Source organism: Amycolatopsis sp. NPDC054798 (assembly GCF_053611505.1).
This window is the reverse complement of record NZ_JBSHAM010000006.1, coordinates 26,385-46,538: the sequence shown is the minus strand read 5'-3', so window position 1 is coordinate 46,538 and position 20,154 is coordinate 26,385. Positions and strand designations below refer to the sequence as shown.

The window sequence follows — 20,154 nt, the reverse complement described above, 5'->3', positions numbered from 1 at the left end:
GCGATGGACAACGACGCGCGCGAATGGCGGCCGCTGGAAATCACGCCCGCGGGCGACGGCGCGCCCGCGGACGTCTCCCAGCTGCTTACCCAGCTGGACTCACTCCCTGTGGACGACCTGCTGGCAGAACACCGGGCAATCCTCCTGCGCGGTTTCGCCGTGCCAGAAGAGGCGCTGGAGCAGGTCACCGGCAGGCTGCTGGCACAGCGGCTGGCCTACCTGCACGGCAACTCGCCGCGTACGAAGATCGGCGACAACATCTACACATCGACCGAATTCCCGCCGGAATACGACATCTCAATGCACAACGAGCTGTCCTATGCCCACGCCTGGCCGTCTCGGCTCGTTTTCTCCTGCGCTCTGCCTGCCGCCACCGGCGGCGCGACGCCGCTGGTGCACGGCGGACTCTGGCTGAATGAAATCGATGAAACGATCCGTGACGCGTTCAGCGGCGGAGTCCGCTACCGGCAGCACCTGCATGGCGGCATCGGGCTGGGCAAGAGCTGGCAGAGTACCTTCGAGACCGACGATCGAGAGGCGGTGGAGGAGTTCCTGGCCAGCGGCAATGCCACCTGGGAGTGGACACCAGCCGGCGGCCTGCGGATCAGCCAGACCCGGCCCGCGACGAAACGGCATCCGGTAACCGGTGAAGAGGTCTGGTTCAACCAGGTCGACCAGTGGCACATCGCGACCCTCGGCGACGACACCGTGCGCGACCTGTTGTCAGCCCTGCCCGAGGAAGACCTGCCGCAGTCGATAGCCTTCGCCGACGGCCGCCCCATCCCGGCTGAATACGCGCTGCGGGTCCGCGAGATCGGCTGGGAACTGGCGGTCGACGTGCAGTGGCGGCTTGGTGATGTGCTTCTGATCGACAATGTCGCGGTCGCGCACGGCCGTCGGGCGTACACGGGAAGTCGCCGAATCTTGGTCGCGATGTCCAGCTGAACGTCGGTCTGCCAACCGCGCGACAACGACACTCGCACTCGACGCCGACCTTCCGTTCATTCGCCCGCGGCCGAAGGACCGTCCGTTTGTCAGAGGTTCACGACCGCAACCGCGTTCTCGACCAGGTCGACCATTCGCGCAGCATCAAGGTCCCAACGTCCTTCGCGCAGAGGGACCAACTGGCCGGGGCCAGATCTCCGGGCGACGGGCGAGAAGTCCTACAGGCGCACATTTTCGTTCTGCCGGAACATGAAACCGTCTTCGGACGATGGGTTCACGGTGCTTGAAACCCTGCAGCTCCACGCCGAAGGGGCGATGCGCTCGTCTGAGAAAGGCGCGCACGTTCAGCGAGATCGGGGCTGGTCGATCTCGCTGACCGGCGGAGCCGCCGACAGGATCGCGAGACGCGAAGCGCACCGCCGATGTCTGTCCCGCGAACGTTAACCAGGCCAGCGCATGTCGGCGGCCCCAACCGCTCGAACTGTTCCTCGCCCACCTCGGGACGAATACGACGCTGTCGTCTGCCGACATCTCGTTACCGCAGACGAAGTTTCCTGCCGCTGCCGGCGCCCGCTGGCAGCGGCTAACCACGTCATGCTCGGGCTGCGTGATCACGTACCCGCGGTTGCCGAAACAAGGGCGCAGACGGTGCCCTTGTTTTCCGAAAGGCAATGGTGGCCGGACAGAATGACGTGATCGGCATGAATCCGTCGTTCGGCCGGGCTATCCGTGCCAGCGAACGCAGTGGTCACATCGTCCCCTCGATGTCGCCGTCGCCATGACGACGGGCTTGCTTGGCACCAGAGAGAAACAACCAGACGGCCGCCACGCAGGTAAGCACAGCGATAGCACCGATCAACGTGCGGTAACCAACCGCGTCGATCGCCAACGATCCGATCGCGATTCCACACGCTTGCGGTGTCCTGGTCAGCAGTCCTGCGGCACCGGCGGTCCGTCCCTGCATGTCAAGTGGAGTCAGGCGTTGCAGCTGGGTCTGCTGCGCGACCGCGACCCACGGCAGCGCGGCCCCGTACAGCGCGAACGCCAGCAGCACGATCGGCAGCGCGGGCACCGCCATCAGTGCGATCCCCGCGGCCGCAGCGACCAGAGCCGTTGCGACAGTACGCAGTTCGCCCAGCAATCGGATCACCTTGGGCGCACAAACGCCGCCGAACAGAGCTCCTACGCCCTGCGCGGTGAACAGCACCCCGATGAATTCCGGAGCGCGATTCAGACCAATGCTATTGACCGAATACTCCACGGGTGACAGAAATCCGAGTCCCAAGATCGCAACTGCACACGCGACCGCGACTCGACGCAGCGGTGCCGTCGTCATCAGGTGCCGAACTCCGGCACTCAGTGTCAACCAAGCGCCAGGGCGCGCCGTATCGTCCCCGGACCGCTCAGCCCGGAACCGGATCAGCGCGAGCGTTGCGGCCGCGAGCACGAAGGTGGCTGCGTCGGCAATGATCACTGGAGTCGCGCCGGAAACGGCGAACAGGCCGGCGCCCAGGACGGGAGCCACCAGGTTCATACCCTGTTTCGCTGTCGCGAGTACAGCGTTGATCCTGGGAAGCAGCTCGGTGCCGACCATCGGCCGGACCAACGCCGAAGAGCCCGCGTTGAGCAACGAATTGACCACACCGTAGAAGACCATCACCGGGTAAACCAGCCATACCTCCGACTCGCCGCGCACGAACAGCAGAAGCAGGACATCTGCCGCGCCCGCGAGGTTGACGCCGACCAGCAGCGGCCGCAACGGCAGCCGGTCGACCAGGACGGAAGTCACCGGACCGCTGAGCCCACCGAGCAAAAAAGCCATCCACACCAGTGCCGCAGCCGCGCTGCTGCCGGTCAACGACATCACCCAGATGCCCATAGCCAGCCACAACGCAGAGTCGCCCAGCATCGACGTGATCTGCCCGATCACGTAAAGCGAGGAGTCGCGATCTCCTAGCAGGCGTGTCTTGCCGCCCGCGGTTAAGGCCGGCTCGTGCACAGATCTCATCTGAGGCCACCACCATCCAGTATCGGACTGACGAACAAAGCGGTTCTCGACGAACTCCGGCCGAAAGCGATCACCGAGAGGGCCGCATCAGCCGAGCACGGCTCACCGCTCACAGGCAGCCCTCCTGTCCGATCGCTGCGAGAACGACCGATTGTCACCGGCAGACGGCCTGCGAATGTTTCCGTCGCTGTGTCGTGCCCGACCGGGTTTCGTTGCCGTACAGCTCGACGGCCGAGATCCCGCTCGACGTTCCTCGTTTCGGCCATATCCGGCCGCCAACAAGTTCGACGGATCAGCGCCTCGGCAGAGGAGGCGCGCGGAAACGACTGGAGGCCGAACAGCCCTCCTGCCGGCACTTCGGGCCGAGCCTCGGCGACAGCTCCGGCTAGAGCCTGCGGCCACGCCACTTCACAGCGGCTCGGATCGACCAGCGCACGCACGGCGCGCACGCGACGGGGCCTGCGCGTCGCCTTCCGTCCAGGTCGACCATCGAAAGACATGTTTCGATACTGCCGCCGACCCCGACTTCTGTCAACGTGCACCGGATGCGGCTATCGCCAGGCGACTGCGAAGAGATAGCCGCTGTTACTAGATTCCCACCCAGGCAGAGTGATCGACAGTGGAGGAACGGGATGTCGCTAGCACGGGCAGTACGCACATACCTCGACAACTCGGCCGACCGCCCTGTCGAGATCGCAATCGACGACGAGCTCAGCAACGAAACCCGCCCCAGCCTGTGGCCGTCGGTTGGCGAATACCCAGTCTACGACCCGTTCCTTTACTACCTCATGACGCACGACGACATTCGCAACAACTCGTTCCGCACCGCACTGCGGGCAGTGGCGGGCGGGCGTTCCGTCCTCGACATCGGAACTGGCCAGGACCTCAACTGGGCCCTGGAGGCCGTACGGAACGGTGCCCGGCGAGTCATCGCGGTCGAGCAGATCGACGAAAGCTACGCCGAAGCACGCCGACTGCACGCCGATCTTCCCGAAAGGGCCGCGATACAACTGCAGCACTGCACATCTTTCGAACTGATGCTCGACGACCCAGCCGAAGTATGCGTCGCTGAACTCATCGGCACGATCGCCAGTTCGGAGGGAATGCTCGCGACAATGGCCGACGCCCATGCCCGGTTGCTCCGCCCGGGAGCGACAGTGATCCCAGCCGCTTGCTCCACCATGGCCGGCGCGGTCTCGCTGCGGTCGATATTCCCGTCCGGGCTCGCGTTCGCCTCGCATACGTTGCCGTATCTCGACACAATCTTCGACTCGTACGGCCGGGCTTTCGACATCCGTTTGGCCATCGCCAACATGGACCCGAATAGCGTCGTCTCCACAACGGAACCCGTGGAGGAGCTTGTGTTCGACGGGTCATCACCTCTCGACGACGTCGTTGACACACGGTTGAAGATGCTCCGTGACGGGCAGGTCGACGGCATCGCGTGCTGGATCCGGCTGGATACCGGCAACGACAACCGGATAGTCGACTCACTCGTCGACCGGACCAACTGGATCCCGGTCTACTTCCCGCTGTTCGACATCCCGATCCCCGTCAGCGCCGGCGACGTTCTCGCCATCAGGTTCGAACGTCGGACCAGCGACGACGGCGTGCACCCGGACTATCTGGTGCACGGCGAACTGACGACCACGAGTGGAACCGCGTCCGGGTCGACCATCTCACGGCACCACAACGGTCCCCTCGGCGGATCCGCGGCCCACCGCGAACTCTTCTCCGTCCAGGCACGCTGATGGACCGGTCAGCCTGCCGAGTGAGGGCATCGAACCATATTCCGCCCGCACAGGGCGATTTTGTCCGACCGCAAATCTCGAGATGTTCCTCTGAGGTGCTCAGAGTTCCTCGCGGCCGCATGAAGCCAAGCCGACGCACATATCCTACGACCGCAAGACCTCGCCTGCTCCACGACAAGCCGTCAGCCTCCAGAGCACCCGAACTCCACCCAAGGAAACTGTCGCGGCCAGATTCGCGCAGACGCACTTCGCAAGCCGTCGGACCAGCGACGGCAGGCCCGCATCGCGTTTTCCTGAGCTCCACGTTCGCCCCGCTGGCGAGACACGACCTGAAATCCGGGCCGATCGTATCCTTCCCCGCCCAACGCATTTCCGAGCACGCCAGCGCTCTCATCCGCGGCCGACCTCCCGCCTCGAAGCGATCAACGTCGCCGCCTCGTCTCATGCGAAAGCATGCGTGTCACCAGAGCCAGGTTTACACATCAAAATCCAGCTCATACGTTAGCTCCCGCGACAAGTCCCCCGCAGGACTGCATTCGATGGGTTTCCAGCATATTTCTCGCAAACACCGAATCCGGCATAAATCGAGGAACCGTGGACGCATCAACCCTTCTCGAGTGCTACAGGACAATGACTCGAATACGCCTGTTCGAGGAGGAGGTGTTGAACCTTGCTTCCGAAGGCCTGATTCCCGGTTTCATACATCCTTGCACCGGACATGAAGCGATCGCGACAGGCGTTCTCCAAGCGCGAGATCCCCAGGAATGGGTAGTCACCTACTACCGCGGACACGGCCACGCATTAGCATGCGGCTGCGATCCAGTCTCCGTTCTCCGAGAGATCGCAACGCTCCGCAATGGCCTGTGCCAGGGAAAAGGCGGTTCCATGCATCTCGCCGACAGGTCCGCCCGCTTGCTCGGCGCGACGTCTATCGTCGCTTCACAGCTCCCGATCGCGGCCGGAGCAGCGATGGCGGAACTACGCAACGGCTCAGGTCGGGCTTCGCTCGCGTTCTGCGGCGACGGAGCATTCGGTGCCGGCCTCGCCTACGAAACGCTGACGATCGCGCGCAAGCTCATGCTGCCGCTTCTCGTCGTATGCGAGGACAATTCCTGGCAAGACCACACTCCCAGCAGTGAAGTACGCGCTGCTTCGCCCGCGCAATTGTGCACCGGACTGGGAGTGCCTTACGAAGAGGTGGACGGCAACGATGTGGAGTCAGTGACGATCGCAGCAACCGAAATGTTCGAATCCTGCAGATCAGCGCAAGGACCCCACGTACTCGTCGCGAACACCTATCTGCGGGATTTTCACGCTCAGTCTGGCCCTAACCGCCCGAAAGACTATAGACCAGCCGACGAGGTAGCGTACTGGCGTACGCGCGATCCGCTCGCGAGAGCAGCCGCCCGATTGGTCAACCTAGGAATCGACCCCGGACCGACCCAAGCGGAAGTCGCCGACGAAATTACCGAGATCGTCTCACTTGCACTGGCGGACCAGCCGGCTCGTCTCGCCGACGCAGCCGCACACATAACGGCAGCCGCGTGGCCGGAGCCGGCCCGATGACCCGTCGGCATCCGGTATCCCTGGCCATGCGGGCAGCCATGGAAGAGCACCAAGACTTGACCGTCCTGGCGACGTTCCACCCGCCCGCGGTTCGTGCAGAATTCGGCCCCGACCGCATGATAACCTTGCCGATCGCAGAGAACGCGATGGTCGGCATCGCCACCGGACAGGCCCTGGCCGGACAAAGGACAATGGTCAACATCGGCCGGGCGGCATTTCTTTACACCGCGATGGATCCAGTCGTCAACCAGGCGACAAAATGGAGATACATGAGTGGCGGACAGTTCCACGTTCCGCTCACCATTCGCGGACTCACCCGCGGCGGCGAGAACCTCGGCGCACAGCACGAACACGTGCCGCATGCACTGCTCAGCCAGATACCCGGGTTGGTCGTCGCGGTGCCCGCTTCTCCCAATTCAGCGGCCGGGCTCCTCACCACCGCTCTACGTCATCCGGATCCAGTCGTGATACTCGAGTCCCCGCAGTTCTACACATCGGGGTGGGAATCGCTGCCCGAACCGGAAGCAACACCCTCGCCCCTTCCGTTCGGAACGCCCAATGCAGTCGGCGACGGCCGGGATGTCATCCTGGTCGGCATCGGCAACACGGTGCGCCTCGCCATGACCGCGGCCGCGGCCCTCGGACGGCGGAATCGCTTCGCCAGAGTGATCGATCTACGAACCGCCGCACCGGTCGACATCGACCGGCTGGCAAGCGAGGTCGTACGCGCCAGCTGCGCAGTGCTGGTGGACGAGGCACCTCCGGCCTGCTCGTTGATGCGTGACATCGCGTGCCAACTCATGCTGCTGGGCGCAGTGCAACCCGACCGGATCCGAGTACTCGACGGAGCCAGTTGCCCAGCACCGGTGAGTCCGCATCTCCAAGCGCGACTCAGCCTCACCGCCGACCACGTTCTCCAGGCGGCACTGGACATCCTGCCGACAAAGAAAGCCCACAAAGGACGGGTGTGATGGGTCTATTACGACCGGATCAGCTTGACGCCGATCAGACCGCCTACCGAATCTTCGGGCTCGGCCGGGACTCGTCCCCGTGGAAAGCCAGCGATGTGATAGGCAACGGCCCGTTCACCGACGACGAGCGACTGGCCGAGCAGGCATGGAAAGTCTCGTCCCGAGGCTACTACGCCGAGCAGGCTGGATTGATCGCGGCGGCGACTCTCGCGACGCAGACCGAGGACGCGGCACTCCGGTTCAGTCTCGCGACAGCCGTGTCAGACGAGGCCAGGCACGCCGATGCCTTCTATCAGTATGCGCGGAAAATTGGCGGAGAGCCGGAAGAGTGCCAGGAACTGCTGGAACCACTACACCAAGAGCTGACAAGATTGCCTTACCTCGGAAAAGCACTTGTCCATACGATGCTCGAAGGAATCGCAGCCGACGAGTTCATAATTCTCAGCCACGCATTCGGCAGTGATCCGCTAGGCAAACTCTATCACCATGTCAGGCGCGATGAGATCCGGCATATCGCGATCGGGCTCAGCTATCTCGCTCGGGAATCCACGACCCCGGCCGGCCGTGATGCGTGGCACGAATACAGCGCACAATGGCTCGAGATCGGGGCCCGACTCACTGCCCTCGAAGGCCTGTCTGCGTGGCTGGCACAATTGACTGGCCGGGATGCGAATTCCCTGCAGCAGTGGTTCCTTCGCCGCCACAGGGCACGCCTCAAGGCCGCCGGTATCCGGATATGAAGGGAGGTGACAAGCATGACGATCACGAAGGTCGAGATCAAGCGGGCAGTGGCAGGCTCGTGCAAGTACAGCGCGACTGGAGACCCGCAAGCGCGGCGAACCAATAAGGATAAGTGACATTCCGGGTGGGGTCGTCGCAGCACGATCCCACCCGGACACAACGCAGGGAGACGTCATGCCCCGATCAGCATGCCTAGTGGCCATGCCGTGGCAAGCCATCGAGTCCCCGTCACTGCCGATCGGCCTGCTGCGTTCCGCTTGCGTCAGCAGCGGATTGGAACGCCCGCACACCTATCACGGCGGACTGCGCTGGACCGAGTTCCTCATCGAGGCGTCGGCCGGCGAGATCGGCGCCGCCGAGTACATCGAAATCGCAGAAAGCGGGCTTTTCCACGGACTCGGCGACTGGGTATTCAGCGGGGTCCTGCACGGCGACTCCGAGTTCGGCTTCGCGACACTACAAGATTACGCGGCTGACCGAGACCTAGATATCTCGTTGGCCATGCGAATGCGCGCGCATGCAGAGGAGTTCGTCGCGCTGGCTGCCAGTGAAATTTTGTCAAGCGGTTGTAACGTCATTGGATTCAGCACCACATTCATGCAGAACGTGGCCAGCCTGGCAGTTGCGCAACAGATCAAACAGCGCGCCCACCACGTAGCAATCGTGTTCGGCGGCGGAAACTGCGACGGATCAATGGGCGCCGCCCTCCAGCGGAACTACCCGTTCGTCGACTACGTAGTGCGCGGCGAGGGTGAAGAGGCCTTTCCCAAGCTGATCCGCGCACTCGACGGCGACGGATCGCCGACAGGCATAGCCGGCCTCTGCTGGTGGGACGGCGCTGTTCAACGCGTTAACCCCACCGAACCGCATCCGCTCCCGCCAGGGCGCATCCCGGAACCAGACTTCGACGATTGGTTCGACCACATCGACGGCTCAGTGGTCCGGAAGTACGTCGAGCCGAAACTGGTGATCGAGACCGCACGAGGTTGCTGGTGGGGCGAGGCTCATCAGTGCACCTTCTGCGGACTGAACGGAACACTGATGGAGTTTAGATCCAAACCGGCCGATCGCGTGCTCGACGAGCTGACCCGCCTGGTCGCGCGCCACCAGGTGCTGGACGTCATCGCGGTCGACAACATCATCGACAACAGCTACTTTCGGACCGTACTGCCGAAAATTGCCGAACTCGGGTGGGATCTGCGCCTCCATTACGAAGTGAAGTCAAATCTCAAAAAAGAAGATATCCAGGCATTGCGTGCAGCATCCGTGGCGCACGTACAGCCTGGTATTGAGTCGTTGATCAGCCGAATACTGTCAATCATGGATAAAGGTGTCTCCGGCATCCGAAACGTGCGCACCTTACGCGATTGCGAATCAGCTCAGTTGACAGTTTCCTGGAACTGGCTGTACGGTTTTCCCGATGAAACCGCGGGCGACTACGAAGAGGTTCTGCCACAGCTTCCGGCACTGAGTCATCTCCAGCCGCCGGTCGCCGCCAGCCGAATCCTCCTCGAGCGCTTCAGCCCCTATTTCGAGAACCCCGCACTCGGGTTCCCAGACCGGACGAGCGCGGAACTCTACCGGCACGTGTACCGGCTTCCAGAACATGACGTATTCGACATGGTGTACCTATTCGACACACAAGGGCGTGGCCTCACCGACGCTGAGGCTTGGCCGTTGCAAGAACAGGTAAACGCATGGAACGAACTTTACCCAGAAAGCACCCTGCGACGCATCGAAGTCGAGGACGCGATCGTACTGCAGGATCGCAGGGCCAATTGGCCACAGGAGGATCTCGTACTCGGCGATCCCGATCTCATTGCCGCATATCTCGAGCTGGAGAAGGGAAGGACACCGAATGCCATCCTCCGGCGCCTCCTCGCATCCGGACGATCACTCACCCCAGAAAAGCTGCATCGCTTTCTGAGCACCTTGCTCGAACGAGGTTTGCTTTTCACTGAGGGAGGCTCCTACCTTGCGATCGCGACAACCGCGTTCCCGGTCAAGATCGAATGAAGAGGCCTAAGAATGTCGAGGACGACTTCGGAATCTAGCGCCGATTTCCTCTCGGTCCTGCCCACGCATAACACCAGGTCCGGGAGTACTTTAGCCGCCGAGGACCTGATCGGCGCGGACCCGGCCGAACTCGCCGCAGAAGCCCACGAATTGATCCGAGTCAATGGGCCGGTAGTGCTGGGCGAGCAGATCGACGACGAACTGCAATTGGTTCGGTTTCTCCGAGAGGCGACCAGCCACACTCTCCGAATTGGGTGGGTTCTCGGTGGCAGGCCGCTGCTCGAGCTGAGAAACCTAAGTCAACTAGTGCCACCGGTATCGGGAGTGGATTCGGAGACAAACGCGTACGCAGCCTCATGGCGCACAGCATTCCGCTACGGAACATACTTCTACCGGAACGGACCCGAATTCGTTCTCGTTAAGGATGTCCGCCCGGATGGACCGGCGGCTCACCTGACGATCACGGGGGCCAGCTCGGCGCATTTCGCAGCCCTTGCCGAATCCAGTCGGCTCGCCGAACTCGATTCGGAAGAGATGTCAGCACTGGACGACGCTGTGCAGTTCGGGCTGGCCGTGCGCGGCGAGCAGCGATTCGTAACCCTGCCGTTCCGGATGCGGCATTGGCCGGTGCCGTTCCTCTCAGTGTGACGTTATCGCGCCGCCGATCCGGTCAGCCATGCGCCACGGCCAGGCAACCAATATACGGCGGCACCGAGCCCACCGATAATGATCCCTACAACGATCGCCCCGCTCACGCCAAGCGGCGATGTCGCCAAAGTCGCCGCGACAAGCGCGCCCAACGGAGCACCGAACGTCTGCCCGACGAGCATCACACTGAACACCCGGCCTTGGAGGTCCACACTGGTCCGCTGCTGCCGGAGGGTAGCGACGCAGACCCGGAAAACAGATATATTCAAACCGAATATGAGTTCGTACCCGGTCAGCATAAGCTGCGGAACGCCATGACGCGCAAGCGGGATCAGCACGAAAGACGCCACCGCGCAAGTAATCGTGATCGTGGCCGCACGACCAATCCCCAGCCGGTCGATCACGTGCTTCGCCGCAATCCCGCCGATCAGCAAACCCGCATTGCCTGTCATGACCGCGATCCCGATACGAGCCGGCGTGAGACTCAACTCCTGGTAGCCGAACGCAAAGTACAAGCTTCCGATCAGCCCGCCTCCTACCGAGAACACCGCGGTGCCGAAAAGCATCCGCACCAGCACCGGGTCCCGGACAACGACCCGGATCCCGTGCCGTACAGTCGACCGCCCGCGTTGAACCTTCTTGCAGGCTCTTGTTGGCGGCAGCAAGCACAGCAACAACGCCGCCGACACCAGTTGGCCGGCACCGTCGAGCATGAGCGCATTGCCGCTACCGAGCAATCCAGCAATCGCACCGCCTGCTCCAGGGCCGGCCATAGTGCCCAGCGACCGGCCAAAGACGAGGCTCGCATTGGCCGATACCATTCGTTCTTTCTCAACGAACAGCGGCAACAAGGCCTGCGTACCGACTTGCACCACAGTCGCGGTCAGGCCCGCGACCACTGCGACGAAGAAAAGCAACCCCGTCGACAAGACGCCGAGCGCGGCGGCAGCCGGCACGCAGAATGCGATCAAAGCTCCTGTTATCTGACTGAGCACGACGACTCGCTTCTTGTTCGCACCGTCGATCCATGCTCCAGCAGGCAGGCCTGCCAACGCCGCGGATGCGAATGATGTCGCGTACAACGCGGCGACCATTGCGGAGGACGTATGAAGCGTCGACAGAGCGACCAGCGGCAGCGCAAAGACCGTCACACTCGATCCGAACGACGTCACAGTATTGCTTACGATAAGACACCGTGTCGCACCGGGCATGCGGTGACCAGCAGAGAACGGAGCCAAAGAGCGCAGAGCACCTGCCGGCGTGCCACCTGAGAAGACGCCCCACCGGGCGGACTGTTTCGGGCCGGCATGCTCTTCCGCCTCGGTCGCACGCCCACTCAATCCCTCCGAGTCCTGCGAGCTGGATGTCTCCTCGCGGTCTGGCCTGGGCATCTCACGACCTCCTGCGCATCCGCCTGAAAACAAAAGCAAGCGCCACCCATACATAATGGTTCAATCACGAAACACCATGACCGGCTGTTACATATTGTCAGCCAGCGATCACCTCTTCGAACTGCATCGCTTCGCTGTCTGACTATTGGGCGGTCGCTGGGGAGTGCCGCTCGATCATCATCGCGTGCCGGGTCGAGGTCGGCCAACGGGTACATACCACCAGTCAGACCTCACGAGAACAGCGAGACATCCGTCGCCTACAAGCCGCTGCTGAACTGCTACGAGTTCTAGCTTTACCTGCTGTTCGCCTCGGACATCTGGACAACATCACTCCACCGCCCCCAGACTCTGCCACCTCGACAGAGGTTACATGCCAAGCTCCCACCTTGCCTTGCCACTCTGATCACCATATCGCGGCGGCCAGTCATCGCTCGCCTGCCGCACTACTCCGCTCTCAGCTCAAGCGTGTTCATTACGACTAAGACGTCCGGCTTCAGGCGGCCATGCAGGTGTAGGTCGCCATCGGCAAACCTCTTCGCGGGGCGCCGCCCCTCCGTCGCCCTGCCGTCCGGTTGCCCAACTGGACGCCCCAGCAAGCCGCGACCCGACACCGCCGCGGTGACCACGATCAGCAAGTCCTCGCCGCGCTCGCCCCAAAACCTCCAGTCGGGAGACAGGGCGCCGAATCATCGGCGAACATTCACCTCGCTATCCCACCGGCAGCTGCCGACTCCCGGTATCGAGTCCGAACGGCCGCCCGAGCCCCATCAGGCTGCTGAAGGTAGGATCACGGCGGCATAAACAATATTTTTGCCCGATGCGTCCGGAAGCGCGCGTTGACTATCCAATTTCGCGGTCCAGTCCTTGACCATCACCTTTGACATAGTTATGCCCTTTGCAGAAGCGGCTCTCCGCCGAGACTTTCTTTCTCTTACCTCACTTCACAGACGATTGCGTGATACGTTCTCTTACTGGCCCCGATCGAGCTCGAACTCCTGCTCCGACAACGGCAATGAAACGATCTCGGCATGATGCACTAAGCACGGCGTTGCTTCTGCCGAGCCCGCTCTTTCTGGCACTTGGCTCACAGTTCAGCACATTCTGACATTCTAGCCCGGCAACCTCGGTCCCGCGTTCACATAGGTGGCCCCAATCCACCTTTCCGCAGAGCAGATGGTCGCCCGGGAACGACGCTGCCGAACTGGGTATCACCCACCGACCCCATCCCACGTCTCAAACGCCAATCTGTGCAGCAAGCACGAGTCGACTCGTCTCATCAAGATCCACGAAGCACTTCCCGAATCGCCCAAAATGCCACGCCCGAGCGCCAGAGACCGCCGCTTCTCCCGCGGGAAAGTACTCGAAATTTACGAATCTGCACACCAGCAGACACGCCCCATAGCATTAACGGCCGCCGGCTGCCTCCCTCCTCAGATCTCGCAGGTCAGCGCGACAGTACCGGACAGCCTGTCAACCGACAGGGTCGGATGCTGGCCACACCTGAAAGGCTTGCAGACGTGCCTACCGGTACGGAACCCGTCGGCTACTCGTCAGCAGGCACCATGCGGAGCCTCCTCTGCCGCATTGAACTCCAGCAATCGATTCTCCAGCACGGGCACATCCACGCTGGCACCTAATCCGACTGTCGAACGATCCAAGCTAGCCTGGACAAGCAACCCACCTTGATCGGCGCTCCATCGGCTCGCCCGTTCACAACCTGCGAAGTCTCAAACACAAGCTGCTCAACTCCGAACTTCGGGTACCTCAATATATCGTTTCCAGATTCGGGGATAATAGAAATTTCGTTGCCAGCAGAACCTCCGCCCGTCAATCTGCACGTCTCCGATCACGATATCCAGCAAGGTAATCTTCCAGTTGGACCAACTCTTGCTGGACCGCGATGACAGTCCCAACCGTCTTATAACCGATTTCGGAATTCACGCGGATCATGTTGATGTTGTCGGCACCTGTCGCCGTGGCGATTCGCTCCAATTTCGGGTGATCGGCTGTCAACCATTCCGACATATGCGCTTTTAGGCATCGCCCCAAGGCCCGCCCTCGATGCTCGGACAGCACCGCGGTCTCGCGCTGGTTTCCCCAGTCCGGACGACGCGGGTGCACGACCACCTCGGTAAATCCCGCGACGGCGCTAGTCTGCTCGTGCACAGCTATCACGACACGCTGCTCGAACCCTTGCCTCCGCCACTCAGCTTCAGCCTCGCGCACCCGCTGCACCGTCCACTCCTGCCATCGGTACGCAGATCCATTCAATGGCGCGTCATGGATCGCATCGCGCGCGACCGAATAAGACTCGATCGCAGACTCCGGCGCAGCCCCGATCCATCGCTCCAGACGGTAGCCTTCAGGCAACTTCACATCCCAGAGCGACCTGTCGACCTCAGTGACGGCAAGCAACTGCTTTACCACAGTACGCACTACGCTAAAACCTAGCGACTCTGCCCACCACTGCCCGGCGGTTCCCGGGACCGCCCGCCATCCTTCAATCACATCACGGCCGCGCACCTTCAACTCAGGCAACACGGCCTCGAGCATGGCGGTACCGATTCCAGTTCGTCGACAGTTCGGATGTACGACGATGTCAGTTATCGCTGCCGCACCATTCTGCTCTTCGCTCAGAAACTGCACCTGCGCCACGGAGACGATATTATCACCTTTACTTCCCACCCAAAATGCGCTCTCTCCCCTGCCTGGAAGAGGGTTCTTGAGCTGCCCGATGGTTTCCTCGAGCGGAATACAAGGATCGCTCGGCCGATCCACAATCTGGCTGGCCATCACGACATTGTGATAGCGAGCGAAACCCGCGTCATCCTCTGCCTCGGGATAGAATCTTCTGACGACAATTCCGTCGACCACTGTTCTCACCCTTCCCGCGCACGACGGCGCACCACAGACTCATACCTTCCCGGAATTACTGATCCCGCCGTCGAATTCCGAAGGTTGCATGAAGCCCGCGGATCGCGACGAATACGAGACCGATATCAACAGTGCAATCATTGTCAACCCGAAACTCGCCAAGCCGAGCAGCACACCTATTGCCAAGTGCAGACACACGCCTAGAGCAAGAGCAAACTTTCGACAGCGGAACCCGAATAGTGCGGCAATCCCGATGGCGTACTCAATTAATATAACTCCCCAGGTAGCTATCGCGACAAGCCATGTAGATCCCAGTGCGGATCCCAGAACATGCCGAATTGTCACCGGCAACCCAAATTCGCCATCATACGCGAGTATGTACAGGGCGCGACCATTCCGCCACACCGGGTCGGTCAATTTAGAGCTGGCTGCCACAAGATAGATAACCGATACCTGGCACCGAAGGGCCAGGCAAGCGGCGAATGATCTACCCTTCCAGCGCGCTGGCAGACTGGAGCACGGAACAACCCATTGCCATTTCCGATCGTCACCGAGACACACTGGCACAAAGAGCATGGCAGCTATCTGCCCCGCCCGATCCCCGCCGTTGGCTAGGGACATATTCGCCGCAAGACTGAAGCTCACGTACCAGTGTGGAATGCACGTCCAGCGAGGCGACAGGCCTGACAAGACAACCACCAGTACGGCGACCGCCAGCAGACGTGCGACAACTAAATTCGAACCGGATTCGCCGTCCAGGCACCATAGTCCTGCCGACCGGATCCCCTCGCATCGCACGCCTGCTGACGATTCTGCCGAGCGGAAGAACAGTGCCGAATCAGAGTTCAACCCGAGGGTCATCAACTGCGCAGAAGCCAACAGACTCCGGCCTACAGCGAGCGATTTCGTCCTCGGATCGAAACCGACAATGATTCGAGTTATCTCCTCCCTCATGCAATTTATTTTCAACATTGCAAGTCGACGTCCGCTATTCGAAACGGGTACCAGGGGCCGTCAACGGAATCGCCGACAGACGAAAGACTTACCCGTTCGATCGCCAGAAACACCCGTCCGCACAGGCGAGGATCGGGCAATGTATTACTGAGCCGATAGGGGTGCCCCGAGTACGACGACTTGTCGCATTGCGCCGAGCCGACGTGCTCGCATAGGCCCCAATACTGGCCCGGAACCTGAAGCGCGATATTCCACGCTTCGCTCGCGTATGCCTCATAGCCCCGATTCAAGCCGCCGAGCTGCTCATCCCAGATTTGGCGTTCACGCAGCCGACCCAATCGACCACCAGGTTCGGCGCGGTATGCGACCACCTCATCCTTGTCGAGGCTCCGTACGAAAAATTTCCATTCTTCCGGCCACAGCATTTGATAAGTCGAATCTTCGGGGCGAACATCGCCCAGAGTCGCACTCGCACTAAACTGCGCCACACATGATCCAATAGACAAGCACAGTACAGATGCTCCGGTGGAAATAAATCCGTGCAATCCTCGCCGTGGCTCGCTAACCGCTTTCTGACGACGCCGAAAATTCAACCTTCTCCGTGCGCACAGGGCCAGCCCGCCGGAAAGGTTTACGCGCCTTACCAACCGTGATCGCCAGGGATCCTCGGCGAGACCAGTTCATTTCGAGACACCAAGGTCTGACCTCGCGAGCCGTCTGACAAGACACCGGGGCCGACCATGACCACCATCGCACCCGCTAGCAGCACTAAAAAAACCAAAGTCGCACGCATCGTTGCCTCCCCGCAAACCTGCAAGCGTCGAACTAGAATTGTCACCTTGAGTTTTAAGCACAGCATGTTAGCGAAACCAACACCGAGGCTAGCACGGCTGCTATCGAAAAGCTACCGGTCTACTACCCTTGGTAGGGTGCAGATGGCTGTCGGGCAACCGTCGGCCTCCTTCGGATAGGAGGCTGTCGTTGCCGCTACGCAGCGGCAACGACGCTCACGGGAGCGTGGCAGCCCCAGAGGAGGGGGAGGCCGTGGAGTTTCTAGTTCTAGGCCCGCTAGAGGTCCGCTTGTCCGGGCAGTCAGTCGGCATACCAGGAGCTCGGCAACAGAAGCTGCTGGCGCTGTTGCTCCTTGCCGCGAACCGTCTCGTGCCAGTCGAGAGGCTGGTTGAAGAGTTGTGGGACGAACCGCCGCAATCAGCACGGCAACAGATCCACAACGCGATCGGTTCTCTGCGCCGGCAATTGACCACTTCGCCACCTGATGTCCGATTAGAGAGCGACGGCTCGGGTTATCGTCTCGCTATCCCAATTTCGTCGCTGGATATGCATCAGTTCAATTCACATCTCCAGCTGGCCAGACAAGCTGAACTCAAAGGCAGGCCAAGAGAGGCCATCGAGCTCTTTCAGGCAAGTCTCGAGCTGTGGCGGGGCAGTGCTTTTTCTGGCCTTCATGCCAACGCGATCGACACTGCGGCCACAAATCTTGAAGAGCAACGAATGTCTGCCATCGAAGACCTGATGGCTCTCCGCTTGAAGCTCGGGCAGGCTCGGTCGATAGTCGGGGAGCTACGCCAACTGGTCACAGATAATCCTCTGCGTGAGTCGCTGCGAGGTCATCTCATGCTGGCGCTCCACGCCTGTTCGCGCCAGGCAGATGCCCTCGCCGTATACGAGGAGGGAAGAAAGATACTGGCTGACGAGCTCGGAATTGATCCGACTCCTCATATCCGCCAACTTCATTCTTCTATCCTCCGTGGCGAGATTCATGCCGATTCGAACCGGCCGACGCACCAGGTCGTCGACGAAACTCCTGCGGGGCCCAATCCTCGCCTTCCGACCAGAGAAAACGCATACTCTCGTCGTTCTTATCTTCCACGCGACATCATGGATTTCTCCGGCAGATCCGCTGAAATCAGTCAGCTTCTAACCGCAGTGCACAGCGCGGAGCCCACAGCACTCGTGATCTCCGCAATCGACGGGATGGGAGGGATTGGCAAGACGACGCTGGCTGTCCATCTCGCGTGGCATATCGCTGACGAGTATCCCGACGGGCAGTACTTCGCCGACCTGCATGGCTTCAGCCCGGGTCTGGATCCCGTAACGCCGGAACAGGCGCTTGACAACCTGTTACGCGACAGCGGCGTACCACCTGAGCTCATTCCGCCGACACTAGAGGCTCGTAGCGCACTGTGGCGGGCGCATTTGGCGAACCAGCGCGCGCTGGTCGTTCTCGACAATGCGATCGACGCGCACCACGTGAGACCGCTCCTCCCAGGCGCAGCCGACGTGCTGGTGCTCGTCACGAGCCGCCGCAAGCTCACGGCGCTCGACGGTGCCGTTCCGCTGTCGCTGGACGTCCTCCCCCAGGAGGATGCTGTCACAATCTTCAACCGAGTGGCCAACCGGAGCAGGCCGGACGAGGAATCCGATGCCGTTGCCGAGGTAGTCGATCTATGCGGCCGTCTGCCGCTCGCGATACGCGTCGCTGCCGCAAGGTTGCGCAACAGGCCGACTTGGAAGGTCGCGGACCTTGTCGACCGCCTCACGGACCACGCGAAGCGCATACGTTTCCTCGAAACTCGCGACCGAAGCGTTATGGCCGCGCTGAGGTTGTCCTATCGATATCTGCAACCAGATGAGCAAAAACTATTCCGCCTTCTCGGCCTGCATCCAGGAAAAGACTTCGACGCATACACGGCAGCAGCAATGACTGGCTTTTCAGTTGAACAGGCAGAACATTGCTTGGAGTCGCTCTACGACGACAACCTTCTAAGGCAACGGGTTGCTGGACGCTTTTACTTCCACGATCTCGTACGGGATTGCTCCCGGCAAATTTCGTTGGAATTCGAAGATCCCAGCGAGCGGAAGAAAACGCTTATGCGAGCACTTGACTACTACTGGAACTGTGCGGTTACCTGGAGCAAAGACCTTGTCAACCCCGTCCGCGACGCATTGCCGACAATTGATTCGACCGCACTGGGCACGACGAGAGAGGACTGCAATAAAACTCCTGCAGAGATTCTTAATATCGAGTACGAAAATCTAATGGGGATCGCACGATTTGCGTTCGAGAACGACCTGTACGAGCACGCCTGGAGGCTACCCTGCATACTATTTCCTCTATTTGCACAGAGGAACAACTATGGAGGAGAATCCTTTTCGCTGCTCCAAGGCGCCCTGGAGGCAGCTCGCGCGTTGGCAGACAAGCCCGGTGAGTCCGCCTGCCTTCAAGCTCTCGCAGAAGTCTGCCGCGAACGCAAGTCATTCACCGAGGCGAAAGCCTACCTTGATCAGTCTCTTGCCATCGCCAGGAGCATCGATGACCGTCGAAGACAAGCATCAGTGCTTGTCGCCCAGGGAACCCTGGCTGTTGATGAAGATCGCCTAGGCGAGGCACATACCGCCTACAACTCTGCCGAGGAGCTTCTGAAGAAATCCGACCCCGAAAGTCCAATACACACCTCCATCGCGAATAATCTCGGCGTCATTTGCCGAGACTTAGGAGATTTCGACGAAGCGCTGCGGTACCTCCACCGCTCCATACAAATACTTCCACACGGCGAGCACTCCCGTCGCAGATTGTCACGTCTGTGGTGCATCGCAACCGTGCTCCACTATCAAAGAAAACATCGAGAAGCAATCAAGGAATTCGAGCTCATTCTTAGCGAAAGCTCTTCGGAGGGCTACAAAAAGGGTCAAGCTCTTGCACTTCTAGGACTTTGCCAGGCCTACCGTTCTATCGGAAGATCCATGGAGGCCGTGGACTTCGGCCGACGTGCTTTGAGCACAGCGCGGGAATTCGGATTTCGAAAGATCGAGTGCGAATCACTTAATGCCCTCGGCGAGGCCAGCTTCGCCCTGAAAAAGATAGAGCATGCCGAGCAAGTATACGAACAGGCCAGAGAACGTGCGGTAGCCTATGAATCTAAGCGGTACGAGGCCAGGGCATGGGAAGGGTTCGCTCACATCGCCCTGAGCCGTGGACGCGCCGTCGATGCAGGTCAGCACTGGAGAAAGGCCGTCGAGCTGTATCCCGATAACATGATCGACGCCGATTTTGCTCGTCATCATCTCAGGTTTATCGACGATCGATCCACAATCTGCTTTCGTTGCATGCCGCATGACGAATAGCTTCCGAAGGTCCCCGTCGCAGGCATGCTGACGACGTTCGCAAGCCCTCACGGGCTACGAGGGGGGGAGCGGGGGGGGTGGGCAGGGGCCGCCGGGCTGAGAGCGCGGCCGTACCCAGAGAGTGTGAGATATAGAACAGGTGT

At 61.0% G+C, this 20,154-nt stretch carries 13 protein-coding genes; 8 read left to right on the top strand and 5 right to left on the bottom strand.

The window, feature by feature from the left end; translation table 11 throughout:
• The first annotated feature begins 3 nt into the window (after positions 1-3).
• Positions 4-945 (top strand): TauD/TfdA family dioxygenase, encoded by a 942-nt coding sequence (locus ACWGIC_RS05830; protein WP_452074753.1) that lies wholly within the window; start codon positions 4-6, stop codon positions 943-945.
• 748 nt (positions 946-1,693) lie between these two features.
• Here the strand turns inward: ACWGIC_RS05830 and ACWGIC_RS05825 are convergent.
• Positions 1,694-2,953 (bottom strand): MFS transporter, encoded by a 1,260-nt coding sequence (locus ACWGIC_RS05825; RefSeq protein ID WP_452074752.1) that lies wholly within the window; start codon positions 2,951-2,953, stop codon positions 1,694-1,696.
• A gap of 632 nt (positions 2,954-3,585) precedes the next feature.
• Here ACWGIC_RS05825 and ACWGIC_RS05820 point away from each other — a divergent pair.
• The 6 genes from ACWGIC_RS05820 (at position 3,586) to ACWGIC_RS05795 (ending at position 10,646) form a co-directional block, all read left to right on the top strand.
• Positions 3,586-4,704: a hypothetical protein gene (locus ACWGIC_RS05820; RefSeq protein WP_452074751.1), complete on the top strand. Its 1,119-nt coding sequence runs from the start codon at positions 3,586-3,588 to the stop codon at positions 4,702-4,704.
• A gap of 453 nt (positions 4,705-5,157) precedes the next feature.
• A complete protein-coding gene (locus ACWGIC_RS05815) occupies positions 5,158-6,270 on the top strand; it encodes a thiamine pyrophosphate-dependent dehydrogenase E1 component subunit alpha (protein WP_452074750.1) in 1,113 nt (370 codons plus the stop codon).
• The gene (locus tag ACWGIC_RS05810) at positions 6,267-7,241 is read left to right on the top strand and encodes an alpha-ketoacid dehydrogenase subunit beta (protein ID WP_452074749.1); all 975 of its coding nucleotides are present in this window, start codon (positions 6,267-6,269) and stop codon (positions 7,239-7,241) included. The genes ACWGIC_RS05815 and ACWGIC_RS05810 overlap by 4 nt, the downstream gene beginning before the upstream one ends.
• On the top strand, positions 7,241-7,981 hold the full coding sequence (locus ACWGIC_RS05805; protein WP_452074748.1) for a ferritin-like domain-containing protein: 741 nt from the start codon (positions 7,241-7,243) through the stop codon (positions 7,979-7,981). Before ACWGIC_RS05810 ends, ACWGIC_RS05805 begins: the two co-directional genes overlap by 1 nt.
• Before the next feature lie 202 nt (positions 7,982-8,183).
• Positions 8,184-9,998, top strand: coding sequence for a RiPP maturation radical SAM C-methyltransferase (locus ACWGIC_RS05800; protein ID WP_452074855.1), 1,815 nt, complete (start codon positions 8,184-8,186; stop codon positions 9,996-9,998).
• 12 nt (positions 9,999-10,010) lie between these two features.
• Positions 10,011-10,646, top strand: a complete 636-nt coding sequence (locus ACWGIC_RS05795) for a DUF5825 family protein (RefSeq protein ID WP_452074747.1) — start codon at positions 10,011-10,013, stop codon at positions 10,644-10,646.
• 2 nt (positions 10,647-10,648) lie between these two features.
• On the opposite strand, the gene ACWGIC_RS05790 is transcribed toward ACWGIC_RS05795, so the two are convergent.
• The 4 genes from ACWGIC_RS05790 to ACWGIC_RS05775 all read right to left on the bottom strand — a co-directional run bounded on the left by ACWGIC_RS05790 (position 10,649) and on the right by ACWGIC_RS05775 (position 16,290).
• Positions 10,649-11,857 carry an MFS transporter gene (locus tag ACWGIC_RS05790; RefSeq protein WP_452074854.1) on the bottom strand — a complete coding sequence of 403 codons (1,209 nt, stop codon included), beginning with the start codon at positions 11,855-11,857 and terminating at the stop codon, positions 10,649-10,651.
• A gap of 2,007 nt (positions 11,858-13,864) precedes the next feature.
• Positions 13,865-14,911 carry a GNAT family N-acetyltransferase gene (locus ACWGIC_RS05785; protein ID WP_452074746.1) on the bottom strand — a complete coding sequence of 349 codons (1,047 nt, stop codon included), beginning with the start codon at positions 14,909-14,911 and terminating at the stop codon, positions 13,865-13,867.
• Positions 14,912-14,950: 39 nt separating this feature from the next.
• On the bottom strand, positions 14,951-15,865 hold the full coding sequence (locus ACWGIC_RS05780; protein ID WP_452074745.1) for a sporulation-delaying protein SdpB family protein: 915 nt from the start codon (positions 15,863-15,865) through the stop codon (positions 14,951-14,953).
• A gap of 11 nt (positions 15,866-15,876) precedes the next feature.
• Positions 15,877-16,290 (bottom strand): hypothetical protein, encoded by a 414-nt coding sequence (locus ACWGIC_RS05775; protein ID WP_452074744.1) that lies wholly within the window; start codon positions 16,288-16,290, stop codon positions 15,877-15,879.
• A 619-nt stretch (positions 16,291-16,909) separates the two neighbouring features.
• Here ACWGIC_RS05775 and ACWGIC_RS05770 point away from each other — a divergent pair.
• Complete coding sequence (locus ACWGIC_RS05770) at positions 16,910-20,011, top strand: BTAD domain-containing putative transcriptional regulator (RefSeq protein WP_452074743.1); 3,102 nt, start codon at positions 16,910-16,912, stop codon at positions 20,009-20,011.
• Positions 20,012-20,154: the final 143 nt, after the last annotated feature.